General features: G+C 58.1%; 19 protein-coding genes. 2 read left to right on the top strand and 17 right to left on the bottom strand.

Annotated elements, in window-relative coordinates; genetic code table 11:
- Nucleotide 1 precedes the first annotated feature (1 nt).
- From glmU to QMC91_RS04440, 7 genes are read right to left on the bottom strand one after another with little or no spacing between them, the layout of a single operon-like run.
- The gene (gene glmU / locus QMC91_RS04470; protein ID WP_300235935.1) at nt 2-1,201 is read right to left on the bottom strand and encodes a bifunctional sugar-1-phosphate nucleotidylyltransferase/acetyltransferase; all 1,200 of its coding nucleotides are present in this window, start codon (nt 1,199-1,201) and stop codon (nt 2-4) included.
- An 8-nt stretch (nt 1,202-1,209) separates the two neighbouring features.
- The gene (gene glmM, locus QMC91_RS04465) at nt 1,210-2,466 is read right to left on the bottom strand and encodes a phosphoglucosamine mutase (protein WP_300235932.1); all 1,257 of its coding nucleotides are present in this window, start codon (nt 2,464-2,466) and stop codon (nt 1,210-1,212) included.
- A gap of 35 nt (nt 2,467-2,501) precedes the next feature.
- A complete protein-coding gene (locus QMC91_RS04460) occupies nt 2,502-3,107 on the bottom strand; it encodes a hypothetical protein (protein WP_300235929.1) in 606 nt (201 codons plus the stop codon).
- Nucleotides 3,104-3,718 (bottom strand): cyclase family protein, encoded by a 615-nt coding sequence (locus QMC91_RS04455; protein WP_300235926.1) that lies wholly within the window; start codon nt 3,716-3,718, stop codon nt 3,104-3,106. Before QMC91_RS04455 ends, QMC91_RS04460 begins: the two co-directional genes overlap by 4 nt.
- A 2-nt stretch (nt 3,719-3,720) precedes the next feature.
- Nucleotides 3,721-4,380 carry a protein-L-isoaspartate(D-aspartate) O-methyltransferase gene (locus QMC91_RS04450; RefSeq protein WP_300235923.1) on the bottom strand — a complete coding sequence of 220 codons (660 nt, stop codon included), beginning with the start codon at nt 4,378-4,380 and terminating at the stop codon, nt 3,721-3,723.
- 15 nt (nt 4,381-4,395) lie between these two features.
- Nucleotides 4,396-5,511, bottom strand: coding sequence for a SufD family Fe-S cluster assembly protein (locus tag QMC91_RS04445; RefSeq protein ID WP_300235920.1), 1,116 nt, complete (start codon nt 5,509-5,511; stop codon nt 4,396-4,398).
- Nucleotides 5,493-6,227 (bottom strand): ABC transporter ATP-binding protein, encoded by a 735-nt coding sequence (locus QMC91_RS04440; protein WP_300235917.1) that lies wholly within the window; start codon nt 6,225-6,227, stop codon nt 5,493-5,495. Before QMC91_RS04440 ends, QMC91_RS04445 begins: the two co-directional genes overlap by 19 nt.
- Before the next feature lie 285 nt (nt 6,228-6,512).
- Here QMC91_RS04440 and QMC91_RS04435 point away from each other — a divergent pair, with 285 nt between their 5' ends.
- On the top strand, nt 6,513-6,674 hold the full coding sequence (locus QMC91_RS04435) for a hypothetical protein (RefSeq protein WP_300235914.1): 162 nt from the start codon (nt 6,513-6,515) through the stop codon (nt 6,672-6,674).
- 18 nt (nt 6,675-6,692) lie between these two features.
- Here QMC91_RS04435 and QMC91_RS04430 read toward each other — a convergent pair whose 3' ends face one another.
- From QMC91_RS04430 to QMC91_RS04415, 4 genes are read right to left on the bottom strand one after another with little or no spacing between them, the layout of a single operon-like run.
- The gene (locus QMC91_RS04430; RefSeq protein ID WP_300235912.1) at nt 6,693-7,793 is read right to left on the bottom strand and encodes a hypothetical protein; all 1,101 of its coding nucleotides are present in this window, start codon (nt 7,791-7,793) and stop codon (nt 6,693-6,695) included.
- 19 nt (nt 7,794-7,812) lie between these two features.
- Complete coding sequence (locus QMC91_RS04425) at nt 7,813-7,926, bottom strand: HAD hydrolase-like protein (protein ID WP_300235909.1); 114 nt, start codon at nt 7,924-7,926, stop codon at nt 7,813-7,815.
- Nucleotides 7,923-8,252, bottom strand: coding sequence for a hypothetical protein (locus tag QMC91_RS04420; protein WP_300235906.1), 330 nt, complete (start codon nt 8,250-8,252; stop codon nt 7,923-7,925). The genes QMC91_RS04425 and QMC91_RS04420 overlap by 4 nt, the downstream gene beginning before the upstream one ends.
- A gap of 47 nt (nt 8,253-8,299) precedes the next feature.
- Nucleotides 8,300-8,572, bottom strand: coding sequence for a hypothetical protein (locus tag QMC91_RS04415; RefSeq protein WP_300235903.1), 273 nt, complete (start codon nt 8,570-8,572; stop codon nt 8,300-8,302).
- A gap of 760 nt (nt 8,573-9,332) precedes the next feature.
- On the opposite strand from QMC91_RS04415, the gene QMC91_RS04410 reads away from it, so the two are divergent.
- Complete coding sequence (locus QMC91_RS04410; protein WP_300235900.1) at nt 9,333-10,337, top strand: ribonuclease H-like domain-containing protein; 1,005 nt, start codon at nt 9,333-9,335, stop codon at nt 10,335-10,337.
- 25 nt (nt 10,338-10,362) lie between these two features.
- Here QMC91_RS04410 and QMC91_RS04405 read toward each other — a convergent pair whose 3' ends face one another.
- The 6 genes from QMC91_RS04405 to prf1 form a co-directional block, all read right to left on the bottom strand.
- Nucleotides 10,363-10,569 (bottom strand): helix-turn-helix transcriptional regulator, encoded by a 207-nt coding sequence (locus tag QMC91_RS04405; RefSeq protein ID WP_300235897.1) that lies wholly within the window; start codon nt 10,567-10,569, stop codon nt 10,363-10,365.
- Nucleotides 10,570-10,582: 13 nt separating this feature from the next.
- Complete coding sequence (locus QMC91_RS04400) at nt 10,583-10,972, bottom strand: hypothetical protein (protein WP_300236059.1); 390 nt, start codon at nt 10,970-10,972, stop codon at nt 10,583-10,585.
- 194 nt (nt 10,973-11,166) lie between these two features.
- On the bottom strand, nt 11,167-12,759 hold the full coding sequence (gene sepS / locus QMC91_RS04395) for an O-phosphoserine--tRNA ligase (RefSeq protein ID WP_300235894.1): 1,593 nt from the start codon (nt 12,757-12,759) through the stop codon (nt 11,167-11,169).
- Nucleotides 12,756-13,649 carry a 4-demethylwyosine synthase TYW1 gene (twy1, locus tag QMC91_RS04390; protein WP_300235891.1) on the bottom strand — a complete coding sequence of 298 codons (894 nt, stop codon included), beginning with the start codon at nt 13,647-13,649 and terminating at the stop codon, nt 12,756-12,758. The genes sepS and twy1 overlap by 4 nt, the downstream gene beginning before the upstream one ends.
- A complete protein-coding gene (argS, locus tag QMC91_RS04385) occupies nt 13,630-15,294 on the bottom strand; it encodes an arginine--tRNA ligase (RefSeq protein ID WP_300235888.1) in 1,665 nt (554 codons plus the stop codon). The genes twy1 and argS overlap by 20 nt, the downstream gene beginning before the upstream one ends.
- Nucleotides 15,294-16,565 carry a peptide chain release factor aRF-1 gene (prf1, locus tag QMC91_RS04380; protein WP_300235885.1) on the bottom strand — a complete coding sequence of 424 codons (1,272 nt, stop codon included), beginning with the start codon at nt 16,563-16,565 and terminating at the stop codon, nt 15,294-15,296. The genes argS and prf1 overlap by 1 nt, the downstream gene beginning before the upstream one ends.
- Nucleotides 16,566-16,630 lie beyond the last annotated feature (65 nt).

Genomic DNA, 16,630 nt, shown 5'->3' with positions numbered 1-16,630 from the left:
ATCACCTGATGACCGAGTTCTCCTCGATGCACCCCTCTACAAGGGAATGCGGGGAGATCCGCGTGCCGCTCCCGATGGAACTCCCGACGTTGACCGAGCAGTTGATCCCGAAAAGGACGTCGTCACCGATGATGGCACCAAACTTCCTCCGGCCGGTGCTCTTCCCACAGACCTTCACCGCTCCGTTGTCATGTCGGAGGTTTGCAACCTTGGTTCCTGCCCCGAAGTTACACCCGCTCCCGATGATGCTATCGCCGATGTAGTTGAAATGAGGAACCTTTGTCCCCGACATTATGATGGAGTTCTTGATCTCGGTAGCGTGGCCGATGTGGCAGTCATCACCGATGGCGGTAGAACCCCGGATGTATGCGTGTGGGCCGATAACGCAGTTCTCACCGATGATGCATGAGCCCTCGATGCAGGTTCCCGCCCGGATGACTGTCCCCTTCCCTATGCTGACCGTCTCCGGAACTGCGCAGCCGGGCTCGATCGTCCCGTGCTTTTCGTGATGCATACCGGAGAGGATCTCCGCGTTTGCGTCAAGGAGGTCCCAGGGGTGACCGAGATCGAGCCAGTAGTCAAGGAGGTATCCCCGGAGCCTCCTCTCCTCTATGTAAGATGTGAGGGCGTCGGTAAGCTCGAACTCCCCGCGCTCAGAGACCCCGACACCCAAAAGAAGGTCGAAGATATCGGGATCGAAGATGTATGCACCCGCATTGATCAGGTTGCTCATCGGTTCTTCCGACTTCTCCTCAAGACCGGTGATTAGACCATTCACAACCGTCACCACGCCGTAGTCCTGCGGATGGTCGGTCTCGTGAATCCCCATGCAGGGGGCTTCCATCCGGCAGAGGTTCCTGATATCATCCGATCTTAGAATCATATCGCCGTTTAAGAGGAGGAACCGCTCTTTCACCATGCCGGACGCCGCCCGGAGAGCATCAGCGGTGCCCATCTGTCTGCGCTGTGTCACGTATGAGATCTTCACACCAAGATCGCTCCCGTCCCCGAAATGGTTGCGGATCTCACGCTCACAGTAACCGACTACAAGGATGAACCCGGTGATCCCGGCGTCACGGGCGGCGATGATCAGGTGCTCGATCATCGGGCGGTTGGCTACAGGGAGCATCACCTTCGGGCGCCGGGCGGTCAGGGGTCGCATCCGTTTCCCCTCTCCGGCTGCAAGTATTATACACTGCATGTAATCATCTACTCCAGACTGCGTCTCGCCCGTTCGAGGGTGGCAGACGCTGCTTCAAGCATCTCTTTTGCCTTTTCGGGTGTCCTGCCCTCGGCGGTTATCCTGACCTTAGGTTCGGTGCCGCTTGCCCGGATCAGGTACCATCCATCCTCGTCCTCAAACCGGATGCCATGTGCTGGTTCCTCCGCCCCCATCGCCGCCATGACCTTTGCCGGGGCCGGAAGAGGGTACGACCTGCGGAGCAGGGTGTAGCGGGGCATCCGGTCGAGTTCTTCGGCGATCGACCATTCAGATGCAATCTCGCAGAGAAGGGCCGCAGCGTAGACACCATCGGGACAGAGAGAGTGGTCAGGGAAGATCCAGCTACCCGATGGCTCGCCCCCGAAATCACCCCAGGACAGGAGTTCCTCGGAGACGAAACTGTCGCCGACAGCGGTTCGATGCACATCTGCAATCTCCTCGATGGCCATCGAGGCATCGACGGTTGTGACCACCCGTTTCCGGTCGAGATACTTCACAAACAGCATGAGGAGATGGTCACCATCGATGTAGCGGCCTCGCTCATCAAACGCCATCATCCTGTCGGCGTCGCCGTCATGCACGACGGCGCAGGCGGCATCCCGTCGGCGGACGATCTCCCCGATGTAGGGGAGGTTTGACTCAAGCGGCTCAGACGGCCGTGCAAACTTCCCTGAAACGTTGCAGTTCAGGCCGATTACCGTAACTCCTGCTTCTGCAAGAAGATCGGGGGTTATGACACACCCGGCACCGTTGCCACAGTCAAGCACAGACTTGAGGGGATGGGAGAAGCTGATCCTATCCAGGATCGCCTCTCTGTGTGCGTCAACCGCATCGATAGAGAGGATGCGACCCATCCCATCCCACTCTTTCCAGTGCGTCTCATTGAGCGCCTCTTCAAGCGCGGCCTGCTGTCGGACGGTGAACGACGAGCCATCCGGGTTGAGGAGTTTGACCCCGTTGTAGGACTCCGGGTTATGTGACGCGGTGATCATGCATCCCGCATCGGTGTTTCGTGTTGCGTATGCGACCGTCGGTGTAGGCGCAATTCCGCAGGAATAGACCGTTGCACCGCTCGCGAGCATCCCGGACACTACACTGTGCTCAAGTAACTCGCTGGTGGTGCGGGTGTCGCGACCGAGGGCGATCTCAGATGCCCCTGCAGCGGCGGCAGAACCGATGCGGAGCGAAAGATCAACGAGATCGTGGCCGAACTCCTGCCGAATGCCGGAAGAGCCAAAAAGCATACTTTCTATAGCCTCTTTGTGCCTGAAAAATGTATTCATCTACCGTAGGGGCACCAGTGTTCGAGGTTGAGAAGCCCGCTGATCCCGGCAGCGGATGGACCAAGGAAGATCATACGTTTCCTATCCCTGTAGGTGTCGATGCAGGCAACTCCGGCGTCGGTTGTCAGGCCGTCACCTGCGACCAGGATGAGATCAGCCTCCTCGGGGGAGTCTACAACCTGCTCGGCGAGCAACCGTGCAAGAAGAGGCATCGGCCCGAGAAGGTAGACCCGTTTCCCGGCGGCCTCATGAGAGAGAGCCTCAAGGCATGGGCCGTGACACTCCTTCGTGCATGGCTGCAACCTCCTGGTCAGGCAGAGGAATGCCGAGACTGCGTTGATGATCGCGCCTGCCGCCGCCCGTTGTTGCGGGGCCGTGAGCGGCGCACCGAACATGAAGGAGATCCGGGTCTTCGCCCGGGTCGGTTCGTTTGTGACAAACTGCCCGCTCCGGCCACCAAATTGAGCCTCCATACAGACCCCTTTTGGGTACTGACAGTGGTCTGCGTCGTAATTTACACCAAGTGTTACAATGCCATCCTCGCAGCCACTGCCAGCGAGGATCTTCTCCAGTCTCTCGACTGCATCCTGCCAGAAACTCATACTTCATTCTCCGTATCCCACAGCAATACTCTCACAGGGGACCCATCCGCACCTTTGAGCCGCATTGGTAGTGCTACCATAAAATAGTCCCCCTCCGCAACGCCAGAAAGGTCGAGCAGTTCAAGTATGACAACACCGCACCCGAGCAATCGGCGGTGGACGGAACCGTCAGAGTTGAACCCCTCTATCGAGGGGGCGTCCGTCCCGATACAGGTGGTCCCGGCAGCGATGATAAGGTCTGCCGCCTCCATAGAGAGAGACGGGTAACCGGGATCAAACTCCCGCAGCGCCGAGAACCGGGTCTTTAAGAGGACGGTCTTCACCCCATCCAGGCGGGCGAGGAGGTTGCTGGGGCCGATGACCTCTCCAGCATCGGTGCAGTCCAGAACCCGTGCCGGTCCTACCAGCACCTCTGGCGGAATCTCATCTACCGTCAGACCTCCCTCGATGTAATGTGAGGGGGCGTCGATGTGCGTCCCGGTATGGCTACCGAGGGTCATCTCGGTCACACGGTACTGCCCGTTATCGATCTCGCGGAACCGCGGCCGGACATCTCCAGGGTAGATTACGGTCTCAAGCGATAGATCCCGGGTGATATCGTGGACTCTCAAGATTAGTAACCTCCCTGCCATCCGAACTGCCCGATCAACGGCACAAAACAGACCCCGCCAAGCTGGATCGGCTCGATCCTTTCCCCTCGTTTGACAAGTTTGATCAGTTCCTGGTACTCCCGCGAACCCACCGGGGCTACCAGTCGGCCGCCTTCCGCCAACTGATCGATCAGGGGCCGGGGGATCTCAGGCGCTGCCGCCGTGACAATGATGGCGTCATACGGCGCCCGGGGAGGGTAACCTTTCGTACCGTCGCCGACTATCACCTCGACGCCGGTAACCCCGGCACGGGCGAGGTTCTGCCTTGCCTTCTCGGCAACTCGGGGGAGGCGTTCTATGGAGATGACGTTACCGGCAAGTTCTGCAAGGATCGCCGCCTGGTAACCACTGCCGGTCCCGATCTCAAGGACGCGGTCTCCGGGCGAGAGTTCGAGTTGCTCGGTCATGACGGCGACTATGTAAGGCTGAGAGATGGTCTGACCCTCACCTATGGGGAGGGGCCGATCATCGTAGGCCGCGTGCCTCAACTCTTCCGGCACAAAGAGGTGTCGGGGGATCTTCCTCATCGCTTCGAGCACCCTCCGGTCACTGACCCCGCGCGCCCGGATCTGGCGTTCCACCATCGCCTCTCGTTCCTTCTGGAAGAGATCGCTCTCCGTCATCTCACACATCATCGACTAGAAGCCTGATTCGGCCTTGTCTATGGCAGCGTCGATCTGCGCCTGCAGGACAGGAGGGAGACCGTTGATCTTCACATCCAGGAATCCACGTATGATGGTCGCGGTAGCCACCTCCTCAGAGAGGCCGCGTGCCATGAGGTACTCAATCTCCTGGCGGGCAATCTTTCCCACCGCAGCCTCGTGTGAGAGTTCGGTACCCGTGATCGTACCCTCGATCTCGGGGATGGCGTGGATTATACCGTCCTTTAATATCAGGCCCCTGCACTCGATATGCCCCCGGGTGTTGTCTTTCGCGCCACGGATATGCCCGCGGGAGATGATGGTGCCGCCAGTGGTGATCGCCCGGGTGACAAGTTCAGCACTGGTATGCTCGGCACCGAGGATAGCGCGGGAGCCAAGATCCAGGGTTGAACCCGGTGTCGCAACCACGATGCTCGAGAACCGGGCCACAGCGTTCTCTCCTACCAGGCTGGCCGTGGGGTACATATTGATCTTCCTGACCGGTTGCATGCAGACGTAGTTAGAGAGGAACGTTCCACCCTCCTCAACGATGGTAGCGCTCCGAGGGAAGACTGCGATCCCGCGGTTCCAGTTATGGATCATCGTGGATGTGACCTTTGCACCTTTGCCGACGTAGATCTCGGTCACACCGAGATGCGCTCCATGCTCTTTCTGCCAGGAACTTGCACAACCGGAGATTATGTGGATCTCGGAGTCTTCATGCGCGATAAATATGTTGTGGACGTGCTGCACAGGCCCCTCACGGAGGAAGAGGCATGCCTGGAGGGGCATTTCGATCTTTGTGCCGGGATGGGCTATTACAACAAGCCCCTGGGGGTTCTCCTGATCTGCCACGTAACGGGTGTATTTGTCCTTATCTCGAGGTACGGCCTTCCAGTAATAATCCCCTACCCAGTCGTACTTCTCGAGGGCAGCCTTGATGGGGAGCATCTCGACCCCCTCTGCCATGCATGTGGTCTGGATCACTTTCTGGTCGATCTGGAAGAAACTCCCACAGCGATTCCGCATCTCCACTTCAAGACCGGTAAGGGCAAGACGCTCCCGGTCTTTCTCTGAGAGGTGTTCCATGTCAGTTATGATATCTGTTTGCAACGCAGACACTCTCCGTATCCTTTCTCTTTGACAAGACGCAGGATCTCACGGGGGTTCCCGTGACACCTGATCTGGCCTTCGATGATCACATGACCCTGGTCGGCGTCCACGTAATCGAGTATGTAGCCGGTATGGGTGATTATCAGGCCGCTCCGACGCCGGTTGACGATACGGACATCCTTCTCCAGCAGGGTTGCGATCTCCCTGCCCATCAGGTTCATGTTCTCCAGGTCAACACCGCTCTCCGGTTCGTCCAGCATCAGGAAATCAGGCTGCTGAACCTTCAACTGGAGGACCTCGCTCCGCTTGATCTCGCCACCGGAGAAACCGACGTTGATATCCCGGTTGAGAAACTGTTCCATGTTGACCGACCGCGCAAGCGCCTCCACTCCATCCTCCTTTAACCCGGATATGGCTGTAAGCAGTTTTCCGAGTTTCAGCCCGGAGATCGCTGGCGGGTTCTGAAACATCATGCCTATACCGAGGTGGGCGCGCTCGTGGATCGACATCCTGGTAATGTCCTGCCCTTTAAAGACGATTGAACCGGATGTGATGGTGTAACCGCCAAACCCCATAATGGTCTTGAGGAGCGTACTCTTCCCCGAACCGTTTGGGCCCATCAGGACGTGGGTCTCTCCACGCCCGATGTGGAGGTTGATGTCGTGGAGCACTTCGGTGCCATCAACTTCCACGTGCAAATCACTGATATCCAGCATACGGCACTCCGTTTCATGTATCTGCCAGAGGACACATAAAAACTTGCAAGACGGCTAACCTGGAGTTATAAGACGAGGATAAAAGCCCTATATCCCTTATAACGCCACCAGGAATGCGTTTCTCCAGATTAAACCTGGATGAATAGACTAAAAGACAATATCGGCAACATTTTGGGATAAAATGGCTTTTAGAGTCATTATAGGACAGGATTCGAACACCCAAATTTTCACTTTCACACCGCGCGCGGCCTATCGTTAAATAAACGGCTTACCTCGTTATCATGCATGGAAAACTCAGAACTCACAACTTTTGCCTGCCTCGTGGAGCGGGCCGCCCGGTACCCGACCATAACGCGCCGCAACCAGATGCGCAAAGAGGCTTATACCGCCAGCAGGACTGCCGTGGACACCTCATCTCAAGGAGCACGCCTGAAGGGCATGGTGTAACCCTGCCGGAAGAGGCTGTCAGCCCTCCAGATACGCCCGCGCCCTGAGGTACGAACCGGGCCGGTCGTATGCACCGCTGACCAGTTCGTTGTGGAGATCGACGACCGCCTCAGCCTCACCGAGCAGGGAGTTGTAAGCCTCTACAGCCTGGTTGTAGTCCCGGACCATCCTGTTGTACTCGGCGACAAGACGGTTATAGTCCATCCAGTCCCCCGCCCGAGAGAGTGTCGTCATCCTGGCATTCAGGGTGTCGAGGGCATCACGCATCGCCTCGATATCCAGGGCACGTGCCTCAAGTTCCGTCTTGAGATCCGCTGCACGGTCGCGTAACGTGGAGAGTGCACGCTCAATCGTCTGAACCTGGTTGCAGGCGGTGTAGTAGCGCTCACCATCCCCGACCAGGATCAGCAGCGGATCGGAGGAGAGGGTCATGCCATCTGAGAGTGTTGCAGGCGGGATGCCGACGTAACTTACGTTTGTAGTCTCGATGTAGGCGAAAGAGGTGTTGCGGTAGTCGCATCCTGCACTCTTCACCCCGACTGCCATGTGGGTTTCGTCTTCAAAGTAGAGGAGCGCAACCCCGTAACCCTCCCGCGCGAGGAGACCTGCGAGAAGGAGGCTTTTGTCGTCACAGTCGCCAGCAGCGTCCACAAAGGTCTCGATCGGGAACTTTGGTTCAGTCACCGAGGCATCGGTCTCATACGGGATCGACTGCACGAATACGGCGATCAGCTCGAGGTAGCGGTCGTCATCGAGCCCTCTCCGGTCACGGATCTCGCGAAGGGCACCGAGCAGGTCAGTGTAGAAGGGTTCCTGATGAGGTTCATTTATGAACGCCAGGTAGTAAATCGGGATCCACTCTTCTTCCGGTATATCCGTGTAGAGTTGGAGACTCCTGTCTGCCACTTTTGCACCGGCGTATACCGCCGGGTCAGGGTCAATGCGGATCGTCTCCACCCCATCCTCGAAGGGAAAGGTATAGACCGGGGTCTGGTTGAGGCTCGCTCCCTCCACAGGGACGATCGCCGGCGGAACAAAATCGGGGCGAAGGAAAAAGCCAAGACATCCTCCCCCAATTACGGCGACCAGTAGAATCAGGACCAGAATCCGCTTCCCCATACCCAATCCCCATACCCAATCAGATATAATCGGGAAGGTCTGCCAGCGAGTCGATGACCACGTCCGGGGTGATGCCCAATCGGCGGACGGCCTCTTCCCGGTACTTCCCGGTTCTCACAAGTATACCCTTCATACCACAGCCCCGCGCACCGCCGATATCGGTGATGATGTCATCGCAGCTTCCTCAGGGCACGCCCCCATATCCTGAAGCGCCAGCCGGAAGAACGCCGGGGAGGGTTTCCCGATCACCTCTGCCTCTCTTCCATTAGCATACTCGAGCGCGACCACCACGGGGCCGGCCGAGAGCATCAGTCCATCTCCCCCCATCCAGTAACGGTCTTTCTCGAGGGCGATAAGGTCAGCCCCCTCCATCAGGAGTCTGAACGCGCGGTTCAAACGGTCGTAGGTGAGACCGCCACCCGCGTCGCCGACTACGACCGCATCGGCACCCTCCTCCACGGCCGAGATCCCGTTCTCCTCGAGGTCCGCCCTGACATCGGGGGTGGTCAGAAGGTAGCACCACGCCCGCCCACCTTCCCGGAGGTGTGCGGCGGCCGCGCGACCGGGGCGGTGACGATCCAGGATTCCGGGATGTCATAACCGAGGCGATGCAGGCGCCGCGCAACTGAACGCCTGGAACTGCGGGTTGTGTTGGAGACGAACCGATAGGGTATCCCGCGCCGATAGAGTTCCCGGAGCGCCCGCCCTGCACCTTCAACCGGTCGGTCACCAACGTGAAGGACGCCATCAATATCGATCAGGACTGCTCCAATCTTCATCCCACTCTTCCCGATTGTCCCTGGAAGTATTTATGTGGGCGGCCAACAGCGTGCGAGACGAGCAAGGACGATCAAACCAGTTCACCGACACAATCAAGTCATCCCGTTGAACGTCTTCCGGTACCCGGGAGGGGGGACGGGAGTGGGGGACGGGAGTGGGGGGTGGTCCCGGGGAATCGTGCCAGGGCGGAGGAATTTCACCCCCCCTGTCTCGGCATGCCCTGGAACGACATATTTTTCTCGCGGGACGCCCCATCACCCCGCGCTCATACAGCCCCGCCGCTGCCTCAGTCTTTCTCGCGTCTCATCCGGAGACTCTCGTTCATTGACCGCCCAATCCATCTTTCTGCATCCTTCAGGACTAGCATCTCGCAAGTAATTGGGCACGCCGAGATCCCGATGGCTGGCGGTCTGCCGGGCTGCACACCCCCTCGCATCAATCCGGAGAGATTCTTCAAACCTTGGCACAGCCTGAAGGAACTGGTTTGATGGCCCAGAGCGTTTGAGCCAGCACGGGACTGGATCTATCCATCAAAGCCGGTTGGGTCCATCCACCAGCATTTCAAACAAACATCGGCTGGAAACTGCCTGTTTCCGGCGGCCGGCATCTCAGACACCAGGGCTGTTCACTTTCACGCCGCGGGAGTCAGGTTGAAGATCTCCTGAGACAGAGATCGGAATGAGAATGGTTCGTGCATCAGATCGGGTGAGATGGTCTGCCCGAGATCTACAGAAGGGGTATCTTCACCAATCCAGCGACGTGGAGGCCCTGAGGTTCCGTGACACTCTCATCAACGACTACCATGGCCTGGCGATCGAGGACGTTTTCAACGGCCGGGAGGTGAGGTGCTCGAGTGGGAGTTGCTATGCAATCGAGTCCCGAAACCCGATCTCACTTGGCGCCCGAGAGCGCGAACGTGCGACGGCAGCCATCTTCTGCGATATCAGCCTGATCCGGGGTATCGGCCCGGCAACCCGGCAGAGATTGGAAGAACGCGGTTACCGCACCGTCCCCGATCTGCTGGGACACCCGCGCTACCGCCGGGAGGCTGGCCGACTCCTCGATCTGGTAGCAGGGGGAGATACCCGGGAACTTGTTAACTGGATCGAGCGGCGGCACCGGCAGAGCGATCCGCTCCTCCTCGAGGCCAGCAGGTTCCACGCCCCGGAAGATTTCGCCTTCCTGGATATCGAGACCCTGGGGCTCTCCTCCAGGCCGATCATCCTGATCGGCCTTGGCCGGGTAGAGAGAGACTCGATCGTTCTCCGCCAGTACCTCCTCCGCTCCATCGAGGAGGAAACCGCTGCGCTGGCCGCCGTCCTCCCCGACCTGGAGGCAGAAAGAACCGCCCTTGTCACCTTCAACGGCCGTGCTTTTGATCTACCCTACATCCGGGATCGACTCACCTCTAAAGGTATCCCGGCAACCCTCGACCTGCCGCATTTCGATCTCCTCCGGTTTTCACGCCGGCGCTGGAGAGGTTACTTACCCTCCTGTCGACTTGGCAGTCTTGAGACGGCGGTTCTCAACATAACCCGGACAGATGACCTCCCGAGCGCGATGGTGCCGGAGTTCTACGAGACCTACCTGCGTACAGGAAACCCCGGCCCGCTCATACCCATTGTAGAGCATAACAGGCAGGATATCATATCTCTTGCCCGACTATTCGCGCTTCTCCGGGGAGATGACAGGACCGCAGCAACGGAAGAGGCGTCAATACCAGAAATGAGGCAGAATAGGGATGAGATGAGGTCGCAAAGGTGACCTTCCCACCGGCCGGCAGGTTCTCTCAGGCCAGATCCTCCTCATCGAAGGTGAAGACCTCCTCGATGGTGGAGCCAAGAGCCTTTGCCACCCTGTAGGCGAGTTTCAGGGATGGGTTGTACTTCCCCTTCTCGAGAAAGACGATCGTCTCCCGCCGGACGCCCACCTGGCGGGCCAGTTCCTCCTGGGTCATCCCGGCCTTCGCCCGAAATTCTTTGATCCGGGTCTTCACCCGGCATCCCCCCTCAAGCCACGTCACCCTGGCGGAACAGGTACCACTGGAAGATCCGTGCGGAGAATGCCATCAGCAGGATGGCGGATATCAGCACCGCCTGGACGCTGAGGACTAACAGACCAAGGTAATCAACCCAGAAGAGGAGCGCGAGGAAGACCATGGTGAGCAACCAGGAGTAAGAGACAGCATATGCCCCGAGTTTCTGCGTCCGCTCGTCCTTCTCCAGATCATCTTTATATCTCCAGTACTGCACACCGGTCACCGCAACGGTCACAAGACCGATCGTCACCAGAACCGAAGAGAGCGCTTCCGTTCCGTCCGCAAGAAATGGGAGGATTATGCCCGCAACGGCGAGGATCACTCCCGCCCCTATCTTTACCGCGTAGGTTCGCTTCATCATCACACCAGTTGTCTATTTCTAACATCGTGTTAGAAAAATATAACCCTACCGATATAGACACTCGCACCGGCAGGGCCGGGTTGAATAGTCCCTCCAGCGGGACGTGCTACCCGCCGCTCCGGGGTCTCATAAGGTGCAATAAGAACAGGACAGGCCAAAACAGGTATAAATATGGATGGTGTGGGAGGACCCGATTAAGCCTCAGGTTCCCGGATCACCGACCTGACGGTCAGAAAGACCGGACCCCGGAGGTCCACCTTTTTGTTGTGATCTGTGATGTAGCGCATCACGTAGTCCTCTACACGCAGGTTGACATCTGAAGGGAGTTTTGCCATCTTCACCTGGACACGAACCTCTTCACCGCATCTGGCCGCCTCCTCGATCCTGGCGGCTGCAAGCCCGGCCACAGCGTCCAGGTAGGTGATCCCGGTGGAGACGCCCTCCTGACGGACCGTCGCCCACTTAGCGGTATCCGGCACACCAAGCACCGACCCGTTGTGAACAAAAACCTCGTTTAAGCAGGCAGGACCGCAGAGTTTCGTGTTGGACTCGGTCTCCTCGACGACCACTTCCACCTTCCGTCCCGCGACCTCTCCTCTCCAGGCGACAAACGCGCACGGCCCTGGGGCTGCTGCATGCTCCACCGCCGTAGCTCTGATACCCTCTGCCATATGTCGCCCTGTAGCAGAAGCCGGTTCTTCACGGAGGTGTATGGCCCCCGCAATCTCGCGGTCGGAGACCTCCTGCGGGAAGAACTGGGGGTAGGTCAACTGACGAATATCGTTTGACTGGTAGACGATCATCGCAAGCCGCTCCACCCCAAGACCAAGGTTCATCACCGGGACGCCGATCCCGTACTCCGCGAGCGCCGAGGGAGAGTAGAGACCAAAAGTGGCGACCTCCACCCACCCAAGCGAGGGATGGCGCGCATAGACCTCCGTCTGCGTTCCGGGCATGTAATACTTTGACCGCTTCTCGTCGGGCTGAAACCTGAATTCGGTGAACCCGAACGCCGAGAGAAGCGCCTCACTGACGGCTTTCCCCTCTTCGATGGTGACGTTCTCCCCGGCAACGACACAGGAGGCCGAGTGGTAGGCCATAAGGCGGGTTGGCCCCTCCTCCTGCTCCCGCCGGAAACACCGATCCACCGAAAAGAGCCTGAGGGGCAGACGGCGCCTATCCCAGATGGAAGAGAGCGTCAGGAACCAGCCGCTTGTCATGTGGCTACGCAGGGTGTTGCGCGACGACTCTGGAGCCAGATCCCGAAACTCCGGGAAGACCGCATCAAGGATATGCACCACGGCAGCGTCATCGGCCTCGAGCACACTCGCAAGTTCGTGCACAAGCTCATCGCCGTCGATCTTTCCCTTCTTATAGCCGTGTAGGGTCTCGCGGAGTTTCTCCTCCGTCCCTGCAGTGAGAGCACGACCCAGGATAGCCTCGATCTCCTCGATCTGCATTCTTGCGATCCCGACGTTTGGACGGGGCAGCCCGCCAAGGTAGAAGACACGGTCAAGGACCGCCATTGCTTCAGGACCGAACTGCCGGTAAATATCAGACTCTTCAACTATCACGGGGTTCATCGCCTCGTCAAACCCCATCGCAAGGTAGGTCTCGCGAAGCCGCTGCACTATCTCGAAGATCGGGTGCGTCCTTGCCCGGGTATAGCGAAGCCGGGGGTAACGACCCGAGACGCCCGGCGGCGTCAGGACAGACGGCCCCTCATACCAGGCGTGCTCGAAGTCCTCTCTTGCCTTTTTTTTGAATTCTTCTGGATCAAATCTCATACATCTCTCTCCAGGCAGACAACCCGGGAAAGCGGGCTCTCGTCTTTAATGAAATAGTCAGAGTGCTGCGAAACCATCTCTGAAAATTCCCGGATCTCGCGGTGTTCCGGCATCTGCTCCCTCAGCAATCGGTTTCTACTGTACCCAAGATACATATAACCCTTTACCTCCACAAACCGGGCACCGGAGTCCTGGTAGATCGCCGCGTAACGCTCTGGAGAGAAGTCGTTGTAGCCGCGAACCAGCGTGGTGCGGATGGCCGACCGTCGCCAGGAAAGCCCTGCAAGGCTCTCCAGCACCCGGTCCCAGTAATCCTCCGCCGGCCGACAGAGACGGAGGTAGGTCCCCCGGTCGGGCGCATCCAGGGAGACGTAGGTCTGGTATGGCCGACACCGACCGAGAACGTCCGGCCTGGTGCCGTTCGAGACCAGGAATGTGGTGTAACCTTCCCTGTTGAGACCGTCCACCAGTTCCGGGAGACGCGAGTAGCAGGTCGGCTCCCCCGAGAGGGATATCGCGACCATCGTGGGGTTCAGGGCCTCAGCGAAACGTTCTGGCGCGACGTAGGGGGAGACCTTGTATCCCGCGAGAGCCCTCTTCTGGGCACGCTGGAGGTTTGCAATGATGACCTCCGGCGGGCACTCTTCCTCCTCCACGACCTCGTGCTCAAACGACCTCCAGCAGAAGAGGCACCGCTGGTTGCACCGCAGGGTAGGGGTCATCTGGACACAGCGATGGCTCTCTATACCATAAAACTGCGCCTTGTAGCACATATCCCCACCCCTGAGCGCCCGTTTACACCACATACATGGTTTCACGGCCGCTGACGAGGTGGGGGTGATGAACTGGTAACCCTGCCTGCGCAGGGCGTTACATGCTTCTGAGTGCATCTATCCCGAGGGTCTCAAGTGACTCCTTCAAGGTGTTCCTGACCGCGTCCACAAGTGTAAGGCGACTGTTACGGATCTCACCCTCACTCTTCAGAACCGGGTCATAGTGGTAGAAGGCGTTGAAGAGGTCGGCGAGGTCGCGAGCGTAAGCAGCGAGGAGATGCGGCCGGAGCTCCACAACAACCTGCTCAATAACGGCCGGGAATCTGGCCAGGTGTCTGGCAAGCGCGATCTCATGCCCGGTCTCATAATGATACGCCGGTTCGAACTCTCCGGCCTTCTCCAGTATGCTGCATGCACGGGCATGGGCATACTGGATGTACGGACCGCTCTGCCGTTCAAAGTCCAGTGCCTCCTTCCAGTCAAAGACCGTGCTCTTCTCGGGCGAGACCTTCACAATATCGTAGCGGATGGCAGCGATGGCGACAGACCTCGCGATCGAGCACCGCTCTTCCTCTGGGAGGTCTGGTCGCCTGGTGGTAACCTCCTCAAACGCCTTCCCTGCCACTTCCTCGATCAGTTCATCCGCCGAGACGAACTTGCCCGCCCGGGTGCTCATCGAACCTTCGGGGAGTGAGACAAACTCAAAGAAGACGATCTCCGGGGGCTTCTCACCCAGGAGTTTCAGGGTGACCTGAAGCTGGGCGCCGATCAGTTTATGATCCGCTCCAAGCACGTCGATCATACGGTCGTAGTTACGCCCTTTCCAGGTGTGGTAGGCGAGATCCCGGGTGCTGTAGACAGATGTGCCATCGCTGCGCCGGAGGATGTATCTCTTCTCAAAACCAAACTCAGATAGGTCAACCCAGAGGGTCTCATCCTCTACAGCCTGCGGTAGACGCCGGACCCGTTCTATGACCCTGTCCACGTCACCGATCCGGACAAAGTCGCTCTCCCAGACAAACCGGTCGTGAGAGACGTTTAAGGCGGCCAGGGTCGCCCGTATACCCTCAAGACAGAGAGATACAGCCTTCCGGAACTTTTTAACGGTATCTGGATCCCCGCGTTCCACCTTCTGCATTAGAAGATCGATCTCCTGGGTGATCTCTGGATTCTTCTCGATCTCCCGGTTCGCCGCTATATAGACCCGGGCAACGTAATGATCCTCTTTCTCACCCTCCCTGCGGGGGATCTCAAGGTGATCGAAACCCCAGGAGACGATGGCGATCTGACGACCCATATCGTTCAGGTAGTACTGAACCTCAAGCGGGTAACCAGCCTTCCGGAACGCCCGGGCCAGGCTGTCCCCGATGACAGTGTTACGGATATGCCCGACGTGGAGCGGCCCATTCGGGTTCGCGCTCGTATGTTCGAGCACAACCCGGCTGGAACGGCGGGGAAAACTACCATAACCTGGTTCAACCGCCTCCCTGACCGCCTCCGCAAGGAGCGTCGGTCCGAAGTGGAAGTTGACATAGGGGCCGGCAGATTCAACCTGGATATCGCCGAGATCCGGGTTTCCTGCAAGTTTTTCCGCGATATCTGCTGCGATCTTCTGTGGTGGCCGCTTCTCCTTCTTTGCAAGTCTAAACGCTATCGTTGAGGCAAGATCAGCATGATCCCCCCCTGTGGTGAGGAGGACGTCCTCCTCACCGGTGCATGCCCGGAGCATGCGTTCAATCTGGTGATATTTCTCCTGATACATCAGTACCCGGTCCTGTAACGCAGAATTGCAGCGATTCCGCCGAACGCATTGTAAAGCATCGAACCTTCCTCAAAATCATCCGAGATTATCTTGACCGTCGTGTTACTCTGATCAGCAAGCGCGGTCAGTTCATCGATGATATCGCTCTCCTCAGCCACATAGAGCGGTGACGAATCGTTTGGACAGGTACCAAGGTCGAGATCCTTAATGTGCTTACCCGGCTCGACGCTGACCGTTCGCTCCTCGGTGTAGTCACAGTTCGGGCAGGCAAGTCGCAGTCTGGCTCTCCGAAGTTTATCGGAGAGGAGGAGGGTATCGACGGCACCAAGTTCCAGGTTCTTACGTACACTCTCCTCACCGTAAGCAGCCGCTCCGTTATCCTTTACCAGTTCCTGGAGGAATCGGTTCATCACCGTCTTCTCCTTGATGACTTCAAGACCTTTCAGCGCATCCGATGCGTTCTCGACGAGTTCAGCAAGTCCTGAGTCGTTTGTGTAGGAGACATCAAAGAGCCCGATGATCCGTTTCTGCAGCTCATGGTGCAGATAACCACCGGCCTCAAACTCCTCCTTTGTCGGGGTCGGGCCGCCGATAAGGACACCCTTGAACCTCTCGAAGAAATCCTTCTCGCCAAGGAAGATCTCGCTCGCGAGATCACCAACCTTCTTGTAGAACTCATTTATGGCAATAAGTCGCAGCCGCTGGAACCGGACACTCGACTGACCGCCTTTTCTCTGTTTCCCGGGTACGGTTGAGGTTACGCCGCGGACAGGTTCAATCCGGTTGCCCCGCAGGAAACCTATGTAAGCCTCCCGCCGGTCGATGACGATCAGGCCATAGACCTCCTTCTCTTCGAGCATCTGCTGCAGGGGTTCGAGTTCGAAGTTTGAACTGCAGCGGTACATATAGGTGTTGAGCGGTTCGGGTGGTTCGATTATCTCGCACTGGAGATCAGTGCGGTCGCCACCGACGTTTATCGTGCCGCAGAAGATCGCCAGACCGTTCTCCGGCGGGCGTTTATAGTACTTCAGGCGGGATAGGATGGAGGATATAGCACTCTGGACGTTTGTACGGGTCTGTTTGCTCTTGATGTTTGAGCACTGCCCGAACTCGTCGCGGAGCTGGGCGGTCACATCGGAGATCTGCTTATCCGGCGGTATGTATAGTGTGATAAGCTCGGTGCCGCTCCCTTCCTTCTCCGCAAGCCTCTCAAGCGTCTTTTTGAACTCGTAGCGCTTTCGCGCCGTTTCCATCTCTTGCGTCTCTTCCATCGGGGTTCACCAAGCTTTATTATTGATGTTCATTTGTCGAAGCTACTATATGTTTCTCCCTGGAT

The organism is Methanoculleus sp. (assembly GCF_030019085.1).
Taxonomy (GTDB): Archaea; Halobacteriota; Methanomicrobia; order Methanomicrobiales; family Methanoculleaceae; genus Methanoculleus.
Note: the sequence above shows the minus strand (reverse complement) of the source record. Positions and strands in the feature narration are given on the sequence as shown.

Bases quoted from the DNA above. Each gene is read 5' to 3' on its own strand.
- glmU (WP_300235935.1), bottom strand. From the start codon at position 1,201: ATGCAGTGTATAATACTTGCAGCCGGAGAGGGGAAACGGATGCGACCC.
- glmM (WP_300235932.1), bottom strand. From the start codon at position 2,466: ATGCTTTTTGGCTCTTCCGGCATTCGGCAGGAGTTCGGCCACGATCTC.
- QMC91_RS04460 (WP_300235929.1), bottom strand. From the start codon at position 3,107: ATGAGTTTCTGGCAGGATGCAGTCGAGAGACTGGAGAAGATCCTCGCT.
- QMC91_RS04450 (WP_300235923.1), bottom strand. From the start codon at position 4,380: ATGACGGAGAGCGATCTCTTCCAGAAGGAACGAGAGGCGATGGTGGAA.
- QMC91_RS04440 (WP_300235917.1), bottom strand. From the start codon at position 6,227: ATGCTGGATATCAGTGATTTGCACGTGGAAGTTGATGGCACCGAAGTG.
- QMC91_RS04435 (WP_300235914.1), top strand. From the start codon at position 6,513: ATGGAAAACTCAGAACTCACAACTTTTGCCTGCCTCGTGGAGCGGGCC.
- QMC91_RS04430 (WP_300235912.1), bottom strand. From the start codon at position 7,793: ATGGGGAAGCGGATTCTGGTCCTGATTCTACTGGTCGCCGTAATTGGG.
- QMC91_RS04425 (WP_300235909.1), bottom strand. From the start codon at position 7,926: ATGAAGGGTATACTTGTGAGAACCGGGAAGTACCGGGAAGAGGCCGTC.
- QMC91_RS04415 (WP_300235903.1), bottom strand. From the start codon at position 8,572: ATGAAGATTGGAGCAGTCCTGATCGATATTGATGGCGTCCTTCACGTT.
- QMC91_RS04400 (WP_300236059.1), bottom strand. From the start codon at position 10,972: ATGATGAAGCGAACCTACGCGGTAAAGATAGGGGCGGGAGTGATCCTC.
- sepS (WP_300235894.1), bottom strand. From the start codon at position 12,759: ATGAGATTTGATCCAGAAGAATTCAAAAAAAAGGCAAGAGAGGACTTC.
- twy1 (WP_300235891.1), bottom strand. From the start codon at position 13,649: ATGCACTCAGAAGCATGTAACGCCCTGCGCAGGCAGGGTTACCAGTTC.
- argS (WP_300235888.1), bottom strand. From the start codon at position 15,294: ATGTATCAGGAGAAATATCACCAGATTGAACGCATGCTCCGGGCATGC.
- prf1 (WP_300235885.1), bottom strand. From the start codon at position 16,565: ATGGAAGAGACGCAAGAGATGGAAACGGCGCGAAAGCGCTACGAGTTC.